The following is a 19827-nucleotide window of genomic DNA, read 5'->3' on the forward strand; positions in this document are numbered from 1 at the left end:
TCTATATGAAAAAACTTTACTTTCTTTTTATAATTTTAATTTCATTCAACGGGTTTGGACAGACTTTGACTGGTCTTACTTATACGATTGAAGTACAATACAATAAAAGCACTGGAAATTGTGCATATTACAGCATGCCGCCACAAACAACATCTAGTTGTGATCAAAATTCTTACAAACTGAACATGAAAAATGGTTCTACAACTCTTTTCGCTGAGGATATGACGTCTACAGCGGTAACAAACAAAACCTATACTATACCAGCTGCTATTTCATACGACTTATCTGTAAGCGCTTCTTGCTACTGCGGCGGATTTAATAGTTGTTCAATATTAGCTACACAAAATATACTGCAAAAAGGATATACATATAAAGGTGTTACCGACTTAAATCGCTACGGAATTGAAAGCGGGATAACAGGAAACCGTGCAGGAGGTTATTCAATAGGTCCCGAAACTCTGATTTGCATAGGAACAGTTATAGTAAATAATTTTAAGCCAAATGGTCTTACTATAAGTAAAGTTAATCCTGCTACTCCAGCAGAATATATTGCTGGCCAGCAAGTAGATTTTTTTGCTGTTACACCAGGTCCTGCTACTAACCGATTTCCAAATGCAGCTTATCATTGGCAATATTCTTTAGATAATAAGGTAACATGGATCGATGTTCCAGAAAGTATGAATAACAGAACGAATCCAAGTTTTACAATTAAGGATTTATTAGGTGATAATCATGTCAATCATTTTGGTCCAATTGATTTTAGACTTGGTTACAGCAATCGACCTTTTACTGAAGCCTATCGAATAATTTATAAACCTGGAACTGTAATAGTAAAAGACAGGAAATTTGAAAATCCAACTTGTTACAAAGACGATGTAAAAAATCTTACAGTCTATTTTGACAGAAAATTAGAGAGTGGTGAAGTCTTATCTATACTACATATAGTACCATATCCTAAACCGAATCCAAGTACTCCCATGTTAGTGCAGCCAGAAGTAAATGCTTTAACCTTTGATCCTGATACAAGATGGTATAAATATTCATTTAATATCCCTGCAGGTACCAATCTGGAAAACAGATATTATGTAATTGAATATCAATCTAAAGTTAACGGAGAAGTAAAAGGTACACTGGATATGGGAGAACCTTTTTTATACGAAAATCCTCAGCCAGTAAAATTTGAAATAAAGAAAGCCTTAGATCCGCTTTGTCATGATGATGCGACAGAAATTGCAATAAGGGTTGAAGGCGGTTCGGGTACTTACAGTTTTTTTGTAGATGGACAAGAGAAAATTCCTGTTTTCGCAGATGGGCTGTATTATATAAAAAACGTTATCCCCACAGCGCAAAATAATATCAAAGTAACTGATAGTAAAGGCTGTATTGAAAAAAATATTTAATCACTTATAAAGTAATTATCAAATAATATAAAAAATAATAAATGCAGCAAATGCATTATAAAAGTAAAGCTCCAAATAGAAAATATATGAAAAAACATTTACTTAAATTATTCCTCTTTATAAGTTTTGCAGGATATTCTCAAGCTACTATAGGACCACTGGAAAGCGGAGCAAGAAAAGTTACTTTTACGAATCCTACAGCAATTGAGGTTGTAAAATTACCTGAGACGAATTCGACAATAACAACTCCAACAGCGCAAAGGCCCGCAAATGGTAAAATAGAATTTACTATTATAGGTGGTACTACTATTTATAATTTATCATTAAAGAAAGGTACTACTGAAATTCTAAACCCCGGCAACCATACAATAAATTTTGAATCAGGAAAATATAAAGTTACTATAACCGGACTTGATGAAGGCACATATAATGCAACTATACAAGATTCTAAAGGCTGTACTCCCACTCCACAACCAAGTAGTTTTATAATTCATAAACCATCTCAAATTACTGTAGATAATATTGCAAATTATCATATTCCTTGTTTTGGAAATACAGCAAGCTTAACTCAAAATGGAGCATCGAATGGAGGCCCATACAACGGAACACCCTCTTATACCTATCATTGGTATCAACAAACATCTGGAAATCTATTTACAGAAATTAAAAATAGCGAAACAGTAAGCGGTTTAAGCGAAGGAATTTACAAGCTGGTTGTTATGGACCAATTTGAAAATACAGGAGAATCTAATTTAATTACTATTACTCAAAATGCTCAAATTACGGCTGCAAAAGTTGAAAATATTTCTTTATGTAAGGGAGGCCAAGGAAGCATCACTTTAACCATTTCAAATGCATCTGCTTCTGCTACAGTAAATTGGACAAATAAAACTTCTGGAGGAATAGTTTCAAATAATGGCAGAACATTAACAGATCTGGCAGGAAGTTATACTTATAAAATTATAGATGGTGCTTGTGAAATAACTGGCAACGCCATAATAGACGAGCCATCAAATGAACTGAATGCAGAATTTGCTTCTACTCAGCCAACAACTGCCAATAATGATGGTACTATAAAAATTATTAATGTAAGTGGAGGAAACTATCCTCAAACCACTGTAAATTACTCTTATAATTGGTCAAAAGTTGGTGACAACTCATTTACCCGCGGAAGTGTCAGTCAAATAAATGGCTTATCAAATGGAACCTATTATGTAACTGTTACCTCATCATCAGGATGTCCAAAACAACTAGGACCAATTATATTAGAAGCTTTAAACATAAAAAGTTATACACAGGAAAACATCAAGTGTTTTGGTGGAAATACTGGTTCATTATCTGTAGTGGTAAGCGGTGGAACAAATGTTTTAAACGGTTATAAATATAAATGGTTTAATAATGGATCAGAAATTTCGGGTAAAACAACTAGTGAAATTGGAGGAATTGCTGCAGGAGTTTATCGCGTAGAAGTTAGTGATGACTTAACAACGATTGACAGAACCTTTACTATTACAACTGAACCGCTAAAGGCACTTTTTGCAACATCAACACCTACAGATGTTATTTGCCATGGAGAAAGTAATGGAACAATAGCACTTAACATTGAAGGAGGAATTTCGCCCTATACCGTTGTCTGGAAAGATGTTAATGATACCGGAAAAACTGTAAATCCAGCACAATTACCAGCAGGAACATATTCTTATATAATTACTGACCAAAACGGATGTACATTCCCAAGTCCGCAGAATATTACAATAAATCAAAAAAATGCAATCGCAATATCAAGTACTGGGCAAAAACAACCAACATCATTTAGTGCAAATAATGGTGAAATTACCATTAATGCAACCTCAGGAACAGGCAGTTACACCTATATTTTAAAGAAAAATAATATTACTGCTCAATATTCTGCAAGTCCTATAACAGGACTAGGAGAAGGAGTCTATGAAGTATCTGTTAAAGACGACAATAATTGTACAACAGCCGTTCAGACAATTACTCTAAAAGCATTGGCTGTTTCTCTTGTTAATAAAACGGATGTAACTTGCTATGGAAAAAACACTGGAAGTATTGAGGTTCTTGCATCTGGAGGTACTCCAATAAGTCCAAATCAATATACTTATCAATGGTCTTACAAACAAAATACATCTGATGCATATACTTTGCTTTCTTCTCAAACTACAAATAAGGCTGTAAGTCTAAATGCTGGATTTTATAAAGTAATTGTAACAGATAATGCAAGTGTTTCGAGAGAACTTGAAATAGCAGAATTAACACAAAGACCTGCTATTGCATCTACAGCTACCAAAACCGATGTTCGTTGTTTTAATGGTAATGATGGAACCATTACATTGAATATTACAGGCGGTACCGGAGCATATACCGTTACATGGAAGGATGTTAATGATGCCGGAAGAGTTGTAAACCCTGCTCAGTTAAGGGCTGGACTTTATACCTACAGTATTTCAGATGCTAATAGCTGCGTTTTTATTGGAACTACAATTGAAATAACACAACCGCAAAAACCTTTAACTATATCTTCTTTTACGAAAATAGATGCTAATGGTTATGGAAGAGAAAATGGAAGTATCGAAATAGTCGCTTTAGATGGTACACCTTCCTATACTTATCAATGGTATAAAGGAACTTCAAAAACAATAATGACTGGAAAAACAAGTCCATCATTGACTGGAATTGGAGCAGATTCTTATACTATTATCGTAACCGATAAAAAACTTTGTGCATTCGAACAAACATATACTGTTATTCAGCCGGATAAATTAGAAGTTATAAACTTAACTCAAACTCCAAACACAAATATTTTATGTACGGGTGATGCTTCGGGAGAATTTACTATTGAAGTTACCGGAGGTGTTAAAGAATACACCTTTGAATGGTTAAACACAAGTAAAACTAAAAAATACGCTTCAGTTGAAGTTATTAAAACCAACTCGACTACCTCTACAGCTAAAAATTTAGAAGCAGGTGAATATATTGTTACTGTAAAAGATCAACACAATAATGAGCTTTTTGGAACCAATACATTTACTATCACGGAGCCTGATGTATTAGCTTTTACTTATGTAACACAAAATGTTTCTTGTTTTCAAGGAAGTAACGGAACTATAACATTAAACATTACCGGAGGAACAAAAAATTCTGATGTGGCAAAACCATACACTATTGTTTCAAACGGAGGTAACATCAATAATCAAACTGGTATTATTTCAGGTCTAACTAGAGGTACTTATACAGTAAAGGTTATAGATGCGAATGGCTGTCAAACCGTTGAACAAATCATCGGAATAACTGAGCCGGCTAATTCTGTACATATAGCAAATGATGTTATTACGCCAACAACTGGTTTTGGGCTTTCTACAGGAAAAGTTGTTGTTACAGTATTAGGTGGAACAGCAGGTTATACCTATTTATGGAAAAATAGCGCCGGAACTACTGTTGGAACAAACAATCCCACTTTAAATAACGTTCCTGCTGATACTTATACATTACTAGTTACAGATGCAAATGGCTGTTCTACAGGAAATACTTATATAGTACCACAGCCTACAAAACCAGCATTAACAGAAACACATCTGCAGGCAAAATGTAATGGATTATTAGGTTCTCTAAATGCCATTGCAACCGGAGGAGCTTCTTATAATCAGAATCAAACAGATAGAAGTTACACCTATAAATTAAGAAATAAAGATAGCGGAGTTGTCACAGCAATTACGGGCAATACTGCAAATTTCATGAATATTACCGATGGTAATTACACACTTACCGCAACAGATATTGCCGGAGTAGATTCTAACAGCATTGATGTAGTGTTTCTACAGCCAACTCCTGTTATTGTTAGTTTGGCTTCAAAATTAGATGTAAGCTGTTTTGGAGGTCAGGATGGTATAATTGCCGTTAACGTTACTGGAGGAACTCCTTTCATAATAAACGGAGCACCTGAATATACCTATATCTGGAAAAAGAAAAATACTGTAACTAATCTTTACGAAAACTTTACTCCAACATCTTTAAATACATTATTTGAAGGAGTATATGCAGTAGAGGTTCGTGATGCAAATTACAATACAAATGATACTGCTCATTGTGTTGGATTTTTAAACGATATAATAATCACTCAGCCTGCTGATTTTGGTTTTGAAATTGATAGGATGACTTATCAAAACCCAACAGCCGTAAATGGAAATGATGGTGCTTTGCATTTTGAAATTAAAGGAGGAAAAACAAATTACGAATACAAACTTTTCACAAAAAATGCTCAGGGAAATGAAACTGTTCTAAAAACGATTTCAAATACTTCGGCAAAAATGGTCGATTTTACCGGTCTTGTTAAGGATCATTATTATGTATCTGTTCAGGACGATACTGGCTGTACAAAATATACTGATTTTGATTTTACAGATAATCCATTAACAATAAGTATCAGCCAAACTCAAAACATTACCTGTTTTGAATCTAATAACGGGATTTTAAAAGCAGTTGTAAATGGAGGTTTTGGTACTAAAACAATTTCATGGTATAGAGATAATGTTTTATTACCAAACGAGCACAATCCAGAATTATTAAATGTAAAAATTGGAAATTATTATGCTGTTGTAAAAGACACAAAAGCAATTGAAGTTACCACTGCCCCACTTACGGTTACACAGCCAGATTTTGTAACATTTACTACTGCTCTGGAACCTGTAAAATGTTTGGGTGACAGTAACGGAACAATTACAATTAATGCCGCTGGAGGAAACGGAATTTTTAGATATCGTTATTTTAACAATGGAACATTAGTTCAGGACTGGACTAATTTTGCAAACGCAGCTTCAACTATTATTTCTGGTTTAGCTGATGGTGAATATACTCTGCAAGTACAAGATACGCAGCAATGTGCAAGTGTAAATGCAATTGTAAAAATTACATCGCCAACTGCTTTAGTAATTAATAATGTTATATCTGTTCCTGCAACAGGAAAAGGATTAAGCAACGGATCAATCAATATAACAGCACAAGGTGCAAATGGAAGCTATACGTACAATTGGTTTAAAGCCGATGGTACAACAATTAATCAAACAACCGCTGCTGCAATAAATTTAGCTGCCGGAAAATATTATATAATTGTTACTGATCTTAAAGGATGTAATCTAACTTCTCCATTAATAGAAGTGACTGAACCACCTTTATTAGAAACTTCAATAAGCGTTCAAAATGTCGTTTTATGTAATGGAGATAAAAATGGAAGCCTGCAGCCAACTACAATTGGAGGATTACTAAAACCTGGAGAACATTATACTTATCAATGGTTTGAAAGCGGTAATGCTGTCGTTTTATCTACAAATACTATTTTAAGCGGCATTGGAAAAGGTTCTTACTATGTAATAGCAAAGGATTCTAATGGAAATTTAGCAACAAGCCAAACTCTAATTGTAACTGAACCAGAAGTTCTTAATAATGTATTAACAGCAGATTATGTACGCTGTGGGGATTTTGACGACTGGACAATCGATGCAGCACCGTCTGGCGGAACACTTCCATACAGTTATTCTTGGAACAATGGAGCCAAAACTGCCAGTATTCAAAATGTAAAACCGGGGAATTACTCAGTTATTGTTACAGATGATCATGGCTGTAACATTACAAAAACAATTACTTTAACAGCTCCGGCTCATCTTGATGCTGCCGAAGTAATCAAAATACCAACCTGTTATGAAGGTTCTGATGCCACTATCGTAGTTACTACAATTGCAGGAACTGCACCATTTAAATACTTATGGAATACAGGCGAAAAAACAAACATCTTAAGCAATGCATCAGCCGGAGATTACACTGTAGAGATTACGGATTCCAGAGGTTGTATTATTTCAAGAACATACACAATTGTGAATCCTCCAAAAGATGTAATTAATTTAGGTGAAGATGTGACTTTGTGTTTTGATCAGACTTTAACAATCAATGCCACTATTGACGATGATAAAGCCACTTATTTCTGGACATCAGATAAAGGTTTTACAAGCAATAAAGCGATGATTACTGTTTCTGAACCTGCAAATTACACTGTAGTAGTGACAAATAAACTAGGCTGTAAAGCAACGGATACCATCAAAATATCGAGTCAGCAGACAGCGATAAGTGCCGAATTTGCCGTTTCGAGTCAGGTATTCAAAAATGAAAAATTCATCATTGTAGATATTAGTAATCCTGCTGCAGATACTGTCGAATGGGTAATTCCTGCAAATGCAACTATAGTTTCTAAAAACGATGACTTTGCTGAAATAAGTTTTAGTGAGGCAGGAGAATATGATATTACAATAAATACAACTAAAGGAAATTGTACCGCTTATCAAACAAAAACGGTTTTAGTAACCGAAGGCGAATACGAAGAAGAAAATCCAGATACACAGGCGAAAAATTTCGATTTAAAGATTTATCCAAATCCATCTTCAGGAAATTTCACTGTTGATGTAACACTGGATAAAATTATGCCGGCAAACGTAAAAGTGTACAGTTTAAACAATAATCTGCTTATAGATTCTAAAACAGATAACGGGAAAACAAATTACCTGTTCAACTTTAGTTTAAACGGATTGCCATCAGGAATCTATTTTGTTCTGTTTGAATCACAACAAGGAAGTAAATTGAGAAAAATCATTATTCAATAATACCTGATTTATAAAATAAATATCAATTTCAAATAGTAATGAAGATCAATAAAACGTTTTTCATAGAAGATAAATAATGATTTTAAACAAAATAAAATTTAGTATAATATTGCTTTTCTTTGGCGCATTAGGTTTTTCACAAAACTTTAATGTTCAGGAACTGGGAAAAGCAAAATTGATAAATGTATCCGGAGGAGTTTCTGCCAACAGCGTATTCTACTCCGGAAATGCAGCCCGAGATCCGTTCGCTTATTTTTTGAATGGAAACGTAAACTTCAATGTTGCCGGATTGTATAATATTCCTTTTTCATTTTCATATACCAATCAAAAATTTGGATACGGAAAACCCGTTTTAATGAATCGTTTAAGTATTCATCCATCTTATAAATGGATAACAGCTCATATTGGTGATGTAAGTATGACTTTTTCACCTTACACTTTGGCTGGACATCAGTTTACTGGTTTGGGTGTGGATTTAACGCCTCAGGGAAAATTTAAAGTAAGTGCCATGTACGGACGATTATTAAAAAGCAGTGAATACGACAGTGCTTATCCGGATATTCTTCCTGCGTACAAAAGATTTGGTTACGGATTTAAAACCAACTATGCATTAGAAAAAATCAATCTTGGATTAACCTTCTTTAAAGCAAAAGATATAATAAATTCTATATCAAATCCTGTACCTTTTGAATTGGGAGTTTCACCAAAAGAAAACGCTGCAATCAGTTTAGAAACCAATTTTAAACTTTTTGATAAATTACAAGTTTCTACAGAATTTGCAAACAGCAGTATAACTGAAGATACAAGAACAATAGATGGAACTAAAGCAAAAGGCATCGCTGCTCTATTCTTGAGTCCAAACAGTACAACGGCAAGTTACAATGCATTTAAAGGCCAATTGATTTATCCTGCCGGAAAAGGAACTCTTGGCTTAGGATACGAAAGAATCGATCCAAACTACAGAACATTAGGAGGTTATTATTTTAATAATGACTTAGAAAATATCACATTAAATGCAACTCAGACTTTATATAAAGATAAAGTTTCGGTAGCCGTAAACCTTGGACTTCAAAAAGACAATTTAGACAAACAGAAACAAAGTCAAATGAAACGTTTGGTATCTGCTTTAACAGTTGATTATCGTGCAAATGACAAATTAAATTTCAATGTAAATTATTCTAATTTTCAATCTTATACCAACAGTCGTAATCAATTTGATTATATCAATCAGGTATCTAATTATGATTATCTGGATACTTTAAACTTTAGACAAGTAAATCAAAATGCCACTCTTGCGGTTAATTATCTATTGAAAAATGATAAAACATTAAAGAAATCCATCAATGCTAATTTTTCTATGCAGGATGCCGTAAACCAGCAGCAGGGAAAAACTATTGAAGGCGGAGCAACTACCTACTACAATTCCGGATTATCGTATAGTATTGGTTATCCTATGAAAGATTTAAACTTAATCGCATCTATAAACAATACATACGGAAAAACAGATTCTGGCAAAAGCCTTATTATTGGACCAACTATTGGTGCCACAAAACTATTTTTTGATAAAAAATTCACCACTTCTGCTTCTACTAGCTACAATACAAGTTATAATGATGGTCAAAAGCAGAATGATATTTTTAATTTCAGATTAAACGGATCTTACATTTATCTACAAAAACATAATTTTAGTGCCGGAGTTATATCATTATTCAGCAATTCTAAAACGCAAAAGAATAACGATTTAACAGCTACACTTACTTATACTTACTCTTTCGATAAAATAAAACTACGCCCAAAAAGAGAGCCAAAATCTGAAAATGAAACGGTTCAAAAATCAGAACCAGTTCTAAAGATAAACCTCAACGGAAAAACTTTTGAAGGAACACGCGATGAAATCAACAGCCAGTTAAAAGAAATGCAGCTTGCTTTACAACCATTGCCAGCCGAAGAAAACAGTAAGTTAGAAAGCTTACTAAATGAAGCTCAAAATGCAAAAGACGAGAAAGAGTTCAAAGAAAAAGCTTTAGATTATCTCGAAACTTATAATGTTGAAGCTGAAACGCTGAAAAAATACAATGATACTTTTTCAGAAGCTATACAAAAGCTGGAAAAGGATATGGCTCGTAAAGACGAAAGTCTTGAAAACGATTATTCAATTGCCATTGGAAGAGTAAACAGCCATGCTTTACACAATGTGAGCGATCCTGATGTTAATACATCTGGTTACAAGTCTTATCAAAGATTAGTTGAAAGAGCTGAAAATGCCCGCAAACAATTAGTAAATCACAGATGGATGCTGAAAGAAATCAACGCGTTAACTAAAATGCCAATAGCGGAAATACAGCAAAATCAATACGCATCCGATTTTACCAAACAAGAAATTGCTGAAGCTTTTCAATTGATAAAAAGTAAAAAAACAGCAGCAGAAATTGCAGAAGCTATCGAGCTAAAAATGATTCCGTTTTATCATGATCTGGCCGTAAAAAATGCTGCAAATGATGAAGTCGAATTAAAGCACATTCAAAAATAAAGACGTAAAATAAGATACTAGCACAAATAATGGATAAATCTCAATTACCCAAAATGATAAAAAAACTACACTTGTACCTGTTATTATTATGCTCCCTTATAGGATTAGGAAGTTATGCGCAGACTTTTCCAATAAGAATAACAACGCAAATCACCCAGCCCTCGCCTATTTACCTGAGTAATTATGCAGATGCCAATACGATAAACAGCCCAATAAAAATACAATTGGTACTGAACGATTTAACGATCTCAAATCGTCAGGTGAGGCTGAAAATCTATTTTCAGGGCAACGGAATTGCGTTTAATACAAACGATTTTGTTGTAGGCGCAAAACCTTTATACCTTGAAGGAGGATTTCCGCTGCAGTTAACAAATGTAGATTTGGCTCCGTATTTTGAGTATCAAAATTTACTGGGTCTTACACCAAATCAGTATGCACAGCCTTTACCAGAAGGTGTTTATAATATTTATGTTGAGGTTTACGATTTTGCAACCGGAAGAAAACTTTCAAATAAGACAGGATCAACCACTATTATTTTCCAGAATGAACCGCCTTTCTTAAATCTGCCATTAAATAATGCTTCCATCATGCAGCAGAATATTCAAAACATTGTTTTTGGATGGACACCGCGAAGTATAAATGTAAGCAATGTTGAATACGAATTTTCATTAGTCGAAATCTGGGATAAATATACCCCTGTACAAAATGCCTTTGCTTATTCGCCGCCTTTGTATACCACTACAACCAGAAATACTACACTTCAATACGGTATTAATGAACCACAGCTTATTCCCGGAAAAAAATATGCCTGGCGTATAAAAGCAAAAGCACTTCTTGGCGCCGAAGAAATTGGAGTTTTTAAAAACAACGGTTACAGCGAAATTTTCTCTTTTACATACGAAGTGTTTTGTACTGCCCCATTAGCAATAAATACCGAAGGAATAAGCGAAAATCAGGCAAAAGTAACCTGGTCTGGAAGTCTTGATAATTTTGATTATCAGGTAAAATACCGCGAAAAAAATTCTGGTTCAGAATGGTATGATCTTGTAACGCCAAGAGAAACCGTTACAATAAGCAATTTAAAACCAAATACTACTTACGAATATACTGTTGGTGCCTCTTGTGATGTGGGCAAATACACGCACAGTACTGTTAAAGAATTTACAACTCTTGTTAGAGATGAGATCGCTTTTCAGGGTTGCGGTATTAAACCAGATCCGAATGATTTGGCTAATAAAAATCCACTGCCTCAGCTTTTTCCTAATGATGTTATTGCTGCAGGAGATTTTCCTATCGTCGTTTTGCATGCAACCGGAAGTAACGGAAGTTTTTCAGGAGATGGTTATGTAACAATTCCTTTCCTTGAAAAATTCAGAAAACTAATTGATGCTGCCGATGCTTTAGGCGGTGACAAAGTAAATATTGGGCAATTCTCTCGTATTAGAATTACGTTTAATAACATTGGTTTAAATACTGATTTTAAATTGATTTCTGGGGAAATCATTGCTGGTTACGATCCGAATTGGGGTGGTATCCTTGATGGAGATAAATTGGTTGATGATATAACTAATTTAGTTGATGAATATGATCCAATTATGGAATCTATATTTGGCCCTAAACCAAAACCAGAAGATATAGCTCAAGATGATGATAATGATGATGATGTTGTATTTAATCCTACACCAACTGAAACTCAAACAGAATACCCTCCTGTTGTTATAGTTGAAGTGGATGAACCACAACCTTCACCTCCTCCAATCGCAAACGAAACTGCTCCAGAAAAAAATGACATTAAAGAAGAGGCTACTTCAGCTCCTAATAATGGGGCAGTTACAGAAAACGGCTATTACATTGAATATAAAGGTCAAAAATACTATAATGGAGGTAAGATAAAAATACCATATTCAAATAACATGTATGCTGAATTTGAAATGAAAACATTATCTAACGATGCTAAGGTTATCTACAGAATGTATGAACCAGGCAAACAAGAAAAATGGCTTTCATATGAGAGTACTACAAGTAAAAGTAATTTACAAATCGAGAGCTCAGCTTTAACAACTAATTTACGTATTTTCGATCTAGAGGCAGAAGCGACAAATGTAGAAGGAAATCCAAAAGTAAGAGTAGAAATTGAAAAAGTTGTAACTAAATTTACACAAAATTCCCTAACTGCAACTGATGAAAAAGCATCTAAGAGATCTGCTATTGCACCATACACATTATATTATATTAACAAACCTAATAAAACGAAAGATACTAAAATCGAAGTAACGCTGAGCCAAAAAGATTTTAAGAAAATTCCAAAAGAAAATTTTTCATGGAAAATTAATGATATAGATGATCCTCATAAAGCAGGAACAAGCAGCTTTTCAATGCCACTAACAAATAAAATAAAAGATGTTAAATTTACAAATATTGCTGGCTATCCAAATTTAACAACAAAAGAAGTTAAAATTAAATGGATAGATGAAAATAGAAAAACTTCTAAATTTGTTATAGGTACTAGTTCCAGTCCATTTTTAGAAGATTTTTTTAAATTAACTGAACAAGGAAAAAAAATAGGCAAACGTTTGGAAAAAATACCATTTATTAAAAATATAAATAAAAACGAACAAATAAAATCTGGTATTGGTTTCTATTATGATGTTATTCCTATGGATCAGACAATAGTAAACGTTGAAGATCCGAATAGTAGACTTTACTATACTGAAAAAACAATTGCTGGTGGGATAGAAATAGGTCTTGAGGGTTCCTCTAAATTTACTCTTTGGGGAATACCTTATGACAAGATTCCATATTTACCCGATTGGGCTATAGAAAAAGCAAAAAAAATAATAAAAGCAGAAGTGTTTGCAGTTGCAAAGGCAAAAGTTGGCGGAGATTTAAAAATAGAATATGTACAAAAAAAATTAGCTGAGCAAAATGCATGGAAGGATGTATCTAAAAAAGTTAATCCAGCAAAAATAGCTTTAAATATAGAATTTGGAGTTGGTGCAGAAATCAAACTACTTGAAGACAACGAAAATTTCTCTGTTGGAGGAGATGCAAACGGAATGGCAAAAGCAGAACTTGGTAGTATCGGTTGGTATAACAATAAGTTTGACACTAAAATACTACAAGAAGGTGTTTGGATTGACTTTACTGCTGGTATGTATATCAGAGTTGCAGGCGTAAAATATGAAACTGCTCCAATTGCTAAAAAAATACAAATAATAGAACCTGCAGATCAATAAAAATGAAAAAGCTAGTATGTTACATCACATTGATTTTTGCTATTGGTGGATTAATTTCCGAATCAATTAATAACTTTATGAATCTTAAGTTAATATATTACAATTTTGATCCAGGCAAATATTATGAAGAGGATAAATTATACGTTTACAAGAAAGAAAATAATAATTCTTCCAATTCTAGCGGATTCAATTCTTGGTATTATGGCGTATTGGAAAAACAAAAAATAAATGAGACAATATACTATTCTACTTCTTATTTAAGCGAAAATATTTTATTTGATAAAAAAGGAGAATATTTGAAAGTTTGGTACTGCAAAAATGCTAACAAAACGATATTACGAAAGACAAATGAACTACAATCTACAATTTATATTAAGGGTATAATTATTTATATATTAATTTTACTTATAATTCCTTGTCTGATTTGTATATTTAAAAAAAATGAAAATGAAAATTAACTTTTTACTCTCGCTATTTCTTTTAATAACTATAAGAATATATTCTCAAAACGCAAATGAAGGGTATATTGTTGAAGATAATAAAAAAATTCTTGTAGTGTTATCAAATTATAAAATCCCAGTAAAAATTAATAAAGTTGATTCACAAAATCAAATTGATTATTCTACAATAGATGGATTACTTCAATCGTTTTTCTCTGCAACAAATGAAAAATGGGCTTTAGATGAATATCTAAATAAAAGTTTAAAAATTAGTCGGGATGCTGAACATTTTGAGGCGACTAAAAATTTAGACAAAAAAAATTATATTCAAAAAGAAATTGTTTATGAATTTAATTATTTAAATCATAAAATGGCTTATGTAAAATATTCATTTATCGTTGATAAAGTTCCATTTCCAATTATTGGCACTATGTCTATGGAAAATATTAATAATAGATGGTATATAAACAATCTGTTAAATCAGGGAGCGCTATTTTCAATTATTTCAAGAACAGATCCTATTTTTTTAATAGATTTATTTTCGGGAAAATCCAACAATAAAGAATTTAATGAATTAATTAAAAAAAGTAAAAATAAATCCGGCATTGTCGATATATCACTTTTATACAAGAATATACAACAATTACATGATAACAATTCATTATTATATAAACAAATAACCGATCAAAGATTAATTATTGAAAATCTTGAATTTAGAAATGCAGAAATAAATTCGAAACCTAGTCAGTACACAAGCACGGTTTCACAGCCTTTTCTTTACGATAATGTTCAATTATATGAATATAAAGATTCCGATAAGGGAATTACAAAATTAGATAAACGCTTTGAAAAGTTTTCTAATCTTCCTGAATCTTTAATTATTGATAATACTCCAATAAATTTAATTGCCAAATTGAAAATCACATTTCAGAATGAAGATTTTTTTATAGTAAAATATGAAAAAGATAGAAAGAAGCAAATTACAGTTATTAAAAACACAAATGGAAACTTTTTAACTACAGATTCTGATAATTTCGAAAATATTATTGAATTATTGCTTAAAACTAAAACTTCGTTTTTACACAAATTACTATCTAATACCTACCCACAAAGTAAAAATTATATATCTGGAAGCGATGGAGGTATGAATGTAAGTTCAGCAGTAGAATATATTAGTTTAAACAAATCAACCCTCTCAAAATATCTAGATAATTAAACTTAAACTCATGCAAACCTCAAAAATCACAAGATGCGCCATCATATTATCAGGAGTATCATTTATAGTAATTAGCGTAATCAGCTAAAAAAACAAAAAGCCTTCTTATTTTAGAAGGCTTTTTTATTACAATCTTAATAAGGCAAATCATCAACAGAAATATTGATAAAATCGGGTTCTGGTGTATTCACAAACTGAACTACCTGAATCTCAAGATGACCTTCCAGCAACGCCTTAATTACTCGATGCATTCCATCCATTAAGCGTCCGTCTGAACATAAAATAACAGGATACTTTAAATCTGCCTCCTGAACAAGTTTCATATGGTTAAGAACATCAGTACAGGTTGGTAAATTTTCATTATGTTCGAACCAGTAAGGTTCATTTACTTCTTTTATATCAGACACCAAAACACTTTTTACAGGCAGATCTTTAGACAATTCAATCAATCGATGAACATCCCATGCTTTTAGTCCTTGTTCACTTTTACGTAGGTTATATTGTTTTCTCATCATAATTAATCAAACATTTAATCAAGCATATTATTGCTAAAAAATAAAAAAATGAGAGAGATTTACGTCAATTAAAATAAACTATTATATTTACGAATCTCAAATTTAAATAAAAACATTATGCAAACATCAAAAATCACAAGATACGCCATTATATTACTAGTAGTTCTATTCATAGTAATCAGCGTAATCAGCTAGAAAAACAAAAGCCTTCTAAAATTTTAGAAGGCTTTGTTCTTTATATAAACTACTAATTACTTTTTTGGAGTACCATTTATTACTTTAATCAAATAAGTCCCCTCGGGTAAATCAGTGATATTAGAAGCGTTGATACCGGGAATTTGTTTGCCTTGCGAGAAAACCTCAACATTTTTACTGGTTTTATAAGCCTCAGCCGGCGGACTTGCCGGAGATGATGTTTTAGCCGGCAGAATCGTAATTTTTCTTGCATTTGAAACTGGAGCTGATTCTGTTACAGCCGGAACTGGTTTAGAACTGTTGTAAGATTCCATAACCTGTTCATCTGTCATGGCTACGGCATATAGTTTAAGGTCATCAATATCAGCGTTGATACTTGTCGATGTATTCAATTTTCCAATGTTTAATATGTAACCTTTTGTTGTACGGGAAATACCTTCTGCAGATTTCACTAATTCACCATTACGATATACTTTTGAAACATTCCCATCATAAGTTAAAGTATAAAAATACCAAACATCTTTTGCAAGCGGTACCGAAGCAACAATATTACTCGTATCTCCCCAGCCTATTAAACTTACATCAGAATTTCCTCCTGCTGCTGTTTGCTGAGACAAACCAAAATACTGCCCATTTGCTGCTGTACCATAACCTAAAACATAATTAGGCAGGGTAACGGCATTAAATTTAACCCAAACAGAAATTGTCCTGGGTTTATTAGCTTGCGGAAGGTCACCAACAACAGCCTGAAAAGCTTTATTGTTTAATCGTAAAGCTCCATTTGCGACACCCAATCTGTCAGGGGCGAAGGATGGAGCACCTAAAAAAGAAATAGAATTATCAGCGCTATTTAAATTTCCATTAAAATTAAATTCCTGAACAGGGTTCTGAGCATTCACGCTTAAAAAACTCACAAACAAGAAAGTGAGTAATGTTTTTTTCATATGCAAAAAGAGATTAACGGTATATTTTATCTGTATTAAAAAAATCTAAATCATATTAAAAAGCCTCAGATCCTTAAAATATTAATTATATTTTTACAAATTTTGTTAAAACTATAATTTTAATTCAACATCACCAAGCGTTTCTTACATACAAATACACAATTCTCACAAATTTAAAATAGAAATAACTTCCAAATCATTCTTTACAAAAAACATCAAAATCGTATTGTTCTAAAAATCAAAAAAGTCTTCTGAAAATCAGAAGACTTTTTTACTTTTCCAAAACCTGAATGCTACTAAAAAATATAAAAAACTAACTAACTATTTAAAATTAAAGTGATGACTTATTTTGAAGTAATTTTCTTGCCTGGCGTATTTGTTATTTTCAGCAGATAAGTTCCTTCCGGAAGATCGCTGATATTCATTGAACCATTATTTCCCAGTACCTTCTGCCCCTGCGAAAAAACTTCGATATTTTTTGAACCTGCATTTAAATCATTATTTGTTATTATTGAACCAGATCCCGCTGATTTTGCATTCGGCTTGGTTTTCGTTCCTTTTACTTTTTTAGCAGAAGCTGTTGCTTCTGAAATTGTCACAATCAAGGGCTTTGAACTATTATAATATTCTGCAACCTGTTGATCTGTCAAGGCAGTATCATAAATCTTTAAATCGTCTATATCTGCATTAATACCTACTGTCGTATTGATTTCACCTAATCTAAAAATATTTCCTTTTGTTGAACGCTTTAAACCGTTTATGTATTTTAACAATTCTCCATTTCTATACATTTTAGAAACAATTCCGTCAAATGTTATAGTATATTGATACCATATTCCTTTTGCAAGAGGAGTCGAAACAATAACATCATTAGCTGCCCCCCATCCTGCTAAACTTAAATCGGAATTTGATGAAGTTGTTCCTTGCTGTAAAAGTCCAAAATATTGCGCATTGTATGCAGAGCCATAACCCCAAATATAATTTGCCGAAGCAATATCATTAAACTTAACCCAAATACTTACTGTTCTGGCTTTATCAGCCTGTGGCAGATTGTCTATCACAGCTTCTAAAGCTCTATTATTTAATCGTTGAGCATTTCCTGCAACTCCCGCCCTATCAGCAACAAAATCATTTGTGCCCATGAAAGAAGTTGTATTAGCTGTATTGTTTAAAGTGCTATTGAAATTAAATTCCTGAATTGGATTTTGAGCAGCCACATTCAAATAACTTACAAACAGTAACGAGAGTAGTAATTTTTTCATAATGATAGATTTAAAGGGTTAAAACTATTGTATTAATTTTACACCGCTAATCTATGTTAATATGCCGTTCGTCGAAAATTTCTTCGGTAAGTGACTTAAATAATCGATAAAACAACCAAATTTTATGTTTTTGCCCTTTCAAACAGATTATTATACCTTAGCATTTTTTATTAAAATTATAATTTTACTTCAAATAAAAAGATTATTTCTTACGTATAAATACGGTATTTACAAACAAAATCAATTATTTAACATTTATAAAAATGTAGTTTTCTTAAAATCTCTTTTAAGCAATAAAAAAATAGATCACAAAAAAAACTCCATTCGCGTACGAATGGAGTTTTAAATATATTTAAGATAAAATCTATTTTACAAATTCAATTTTTTGAGCTTCTTCTTCATTAACACTATCAAAGAAACCTTGTTCGTTCATCCAGTCATCACTGAACACTTTGCTCATATAACGTGATCCATGATCAGGAAAAATTGCTATAATATTGCTTTCTTTTGTAAACTCACCTTCTTCTGCATATTGTTTAATCGCCTGCATTACCGCTCCAGATGTATATCCAACAAATAAACCTTCTTTACGAGTGATTTCTCTTGCTGAGTGTGCACTTTCTTCATCGGTTACTTTCATGAACTTATCGATGATGTCGAAATCTGTAGCTGATGGAATTAAATTTTTACCTAAACCTTCTATACGATATGGGTAAATTTCTTTGTTATCAAACTCTCTTGTTTCGTGGTATTTTTTCAATACTGATCCAAAAGCATCCACACCTAAAATTCTAATATTCGGATTTTGCTCTTTTAAGAATTTCGCAGTTCCTGAAATTGTTCCTCCGGTTCCGCTGCAAGCAATAAGATGTGTAATTTTTCCATTTGTTTGTTCCCAGATTTCGGGACCTGTAGTGTTGTAGTGGGCATCAATATTTAGCTGGTTAAAATATTGATTAATGTAAACCGAACCTTTTGTTTCCTCATGTAATCGTTTTGCTACATTATAGTAAGATCTTTCATCATCTGCAGATACGTGGGCCGGACAGACATACACTTTGGCTCCTAAACTTCGCAGCATGTCAATTTTATCCTTAGATGATTTTGAACTTACTGCCAGAATACAATTATAACCTTTTATTATACTTACCATCGCTAAGCTGAAACCAGTATTACCTGATGTAGTTTCGATAATGGTATCTCCTGGTGATAATATTCCTTTTCTTTCGGCTTCTTCAATAATATATAACGCTATTCTATCTTTTGAGGAATGACCTGGATTAAAAGCTTCTACCTTTGCGTAGAAATTCCCTTCTAACTCTTCGGTGATTTTATTTAGCTTAATAAGTGGGGTGTTACCTATTAACTCTAAAACATTATTATAAGCGTTTATTTCTTCTTTCATAAAAAAATAGTTAATCGAA

Annotated in this window: 10 protein-coding genes; 6 read left to right on the plus strand and 4 right to left on the minus strand. The window is 32.7% G+C overall.

The features are described from left to right. Positions 1 to 5 precede the first annotated feature (5 nt). The 6 genes from L1276_RS05290 to L1276_RS05315 all read left to right on the plus strand — a co-directional run bounded on the left by L1276_RS05290 (position 6) and on the right by L1276_RS05315 (position 15487). Positions 6 to 1400: a hypothetical protein gene (locus tag L1276_RS05290; protein WP_253785985.1), complete on the plus strand. Its 1395-nt coding sequence runs from the start codon at positions 6 to 8 to the stop codon at positions 1398 to 1400. Between the two features lie 86 nt (positions 1401 to 1486). Continuing rightward, positions 1487 to 8065 (plus strand): T9SS type A sorting domain-containing protein, encoded by a 6579-nt coding sequence (locus L1276_RS05295; protein WP_253785986.1) that lies wholly within the window; start codon positions 1487 to 1489, stop codon positions 8063 to 8065. 76 nt (positions 8066 to 8141) lie between these two features. After that, entirely contained in the window at positions 8142 to 10595 is a 2454-nt protein-coding gene (locus tag L1276_RS05300) for an apolipoprotein A1/A4/E family protein (RefSeq protein WP_253785987.1), read from the plus strand. A 53-nt stretch (positions 10596 to 10648) separates the two neighbouring features. Beyond that, complete coding sequence (locus L1276_RS05305) at positions 10649 to 13831, plus strand: fibronectin type III domain-containing protein (protein ID WP_253785988.1); 3183 nt, start codon at positions 10649 to 10651, stop codon at positions 13829 to 13831. A gap of 2 nt (positions 13832 to 13833) precedes the next feature. Next, positions 13834 to 14289: a hypothetical protein gene (locus L1276_RS05310; protein ID WP_253785989.1), complete on the plus strand. Its 456-nt coding sequence runs from the start codon at positions 13834 to 13836 to the stop codon at positions 14287 to 14289. After that, positions 14279 to 15487, plus strand: a complete 1209-nt coding sequence (locus tag L1276_RS05315; RefSeq protein ID WP_253785990.1) for a hypothetical protein — start codon at positions 14279 to 14281, stop codon at positions 15485 to 15487. The genes L1276_RS05310 and L1276_RS05315 overlap by 11 nt, the downstream gene beginning before the upstream one ends. A 134-nt stretch (positions 15488 to 15621) precedes the next feature. On the opposite strand, the gene L1276_RS05320 is transcribed toward L1276_RS05315, so the two are convergent. The 4 genes from L1276_RS05320 to L1276_RS05335 all read right to left on the minus strand — a co-directional run bounded on the left by L1276_RS05320 (position 15622) and on the right by L1276_RS05335 (position 19808). Continuing rightward, positions 15622 to 16002, minus strand: a complete 381-nt coding sequence (locus tag L1276_RS05320; protein ID WP_253785991.1) for a hypothetical protein — start codon at positions 16000 to 16002, stop codon at positions 15622 to 15624. A gap of 251 nt (positions 16003 to 16253) precedes the next feature. Continuing rightward, the gene (locus tag L1276_RS05325) at positions 16254 to 17141 is read right to left on the minus strand and encodes a LamG domain-containing protein (RefSeq protein WP_253785992.1); all 888 of its coding nucleotides are present in this window, start codon (positions 17139 to 17141) and stop codon (positions 16254 to 16256) included. 344 nt (positions 17142 to 17485) lie between these two features. Further along, entirely contained in the window at positions 17486 to 18403 is a 918-nt protein-coding gene (locus L1276_RS05330; RefSeq protein WP_253785993.1) for a LamG-like jellyroll fold domain-containing protein, read from the minus strand. Between the two features lie 364 nt (positions 18404 to 18767). Continuing rightward, on the minus strand, positions 18768 to 19808 hold the full coding sequence (locus L1276_RS05335) for a PLP-dependent cysteine synthase family protein (protein WP_253785994.1): 1041 nt from the start codon (positions 19806 to 19808) through the stop codon (positions 18768 to 18770). Positions 19809 to 19827: the final 19 nt, after the last annotated feature.

It is taken from the genome of Flavobacterium sp. HSC-32F16 (genome assembly GCF_024171645.1).
Taxonomy (GTDB): Bacteria; Bacteroidota; Bacteroidia; order Flavobacteriales; family Flavobacteriaceae; genus Flavobacterium.

Excerpts from the sequence above, each read along its gene's own strand:
- L1276_RS05335 (WP_253785994.1), bottom strand. The coding sequence starts at position 19,808 with ATGAAAGAAGAAATAAACGCTTATAATAATGTTTTAGAGTTAATAGGT.
- L1276_RS05305 (WP_253785988.1), top strand. The coding sequence starts at position 10,649 with ATGATAAAAAAACTACACTTGTACCTGTTATTATTATGCTCCCTTATA.
- L1276_RS05320 (WP_253785991.1), bottom strand. The coding sequence starts at position 16,002 with ATGATGAGAAAACAATATAACCTACGTAAAAGTGAACAAGGACTAAAA.
- L1276_RS05330 (WP_253785993.1), bottom strand. The coding sequence starts at position 18,403 with ATGAAAAAATTACTACTCTCGTTACTGTTTGTAAGTTATTTGAATGTG.
- L1276_RS05310 (WP_253785989.1), top strand. The coding sequence starts at position 13,834 with ATGAAAAAGCTAGTATGTTACATCACATTGATTTTTGCTATTGGTGGA.
- L1276_RS05315 (WP_253785990.1), top strand. The coding sequence starts at position 14,279 with ATGAAAATTAACTTTTTACTCTCGCTATTTCTTTTAATAACTATAAGA.
- L1276_RS05325 (WP_253785992.1), bottom strand. The coding sequence starts at position 17,141 with ATGAAAAAAACATTACTCACTTTCTTGTTTGTGAGTTTTTTAAGCGTG.
- L1276_RS05300 (WP_253785987.1), top strand. The coding sequence starts at position 8,142 with ATGATTTTAAACAAAATAAAATTTAGTATAATATTGCTTTTCTTTGGC.
- L1276_RS05295 (WP_253785986.1), top strand. The coding sequence starts at position 1,487 with ATGAAAAAACATTTACTTAAATTATTCCTCTTTATAAGTTTTGCAGGA.
- L1276_RS05290 (WP_253785985.1), top strand. The coding sequence starts at position 6 with ATGAAAAAACTTTACTTTCTTTTTATAATTTTAATTTCATTCAACGGG.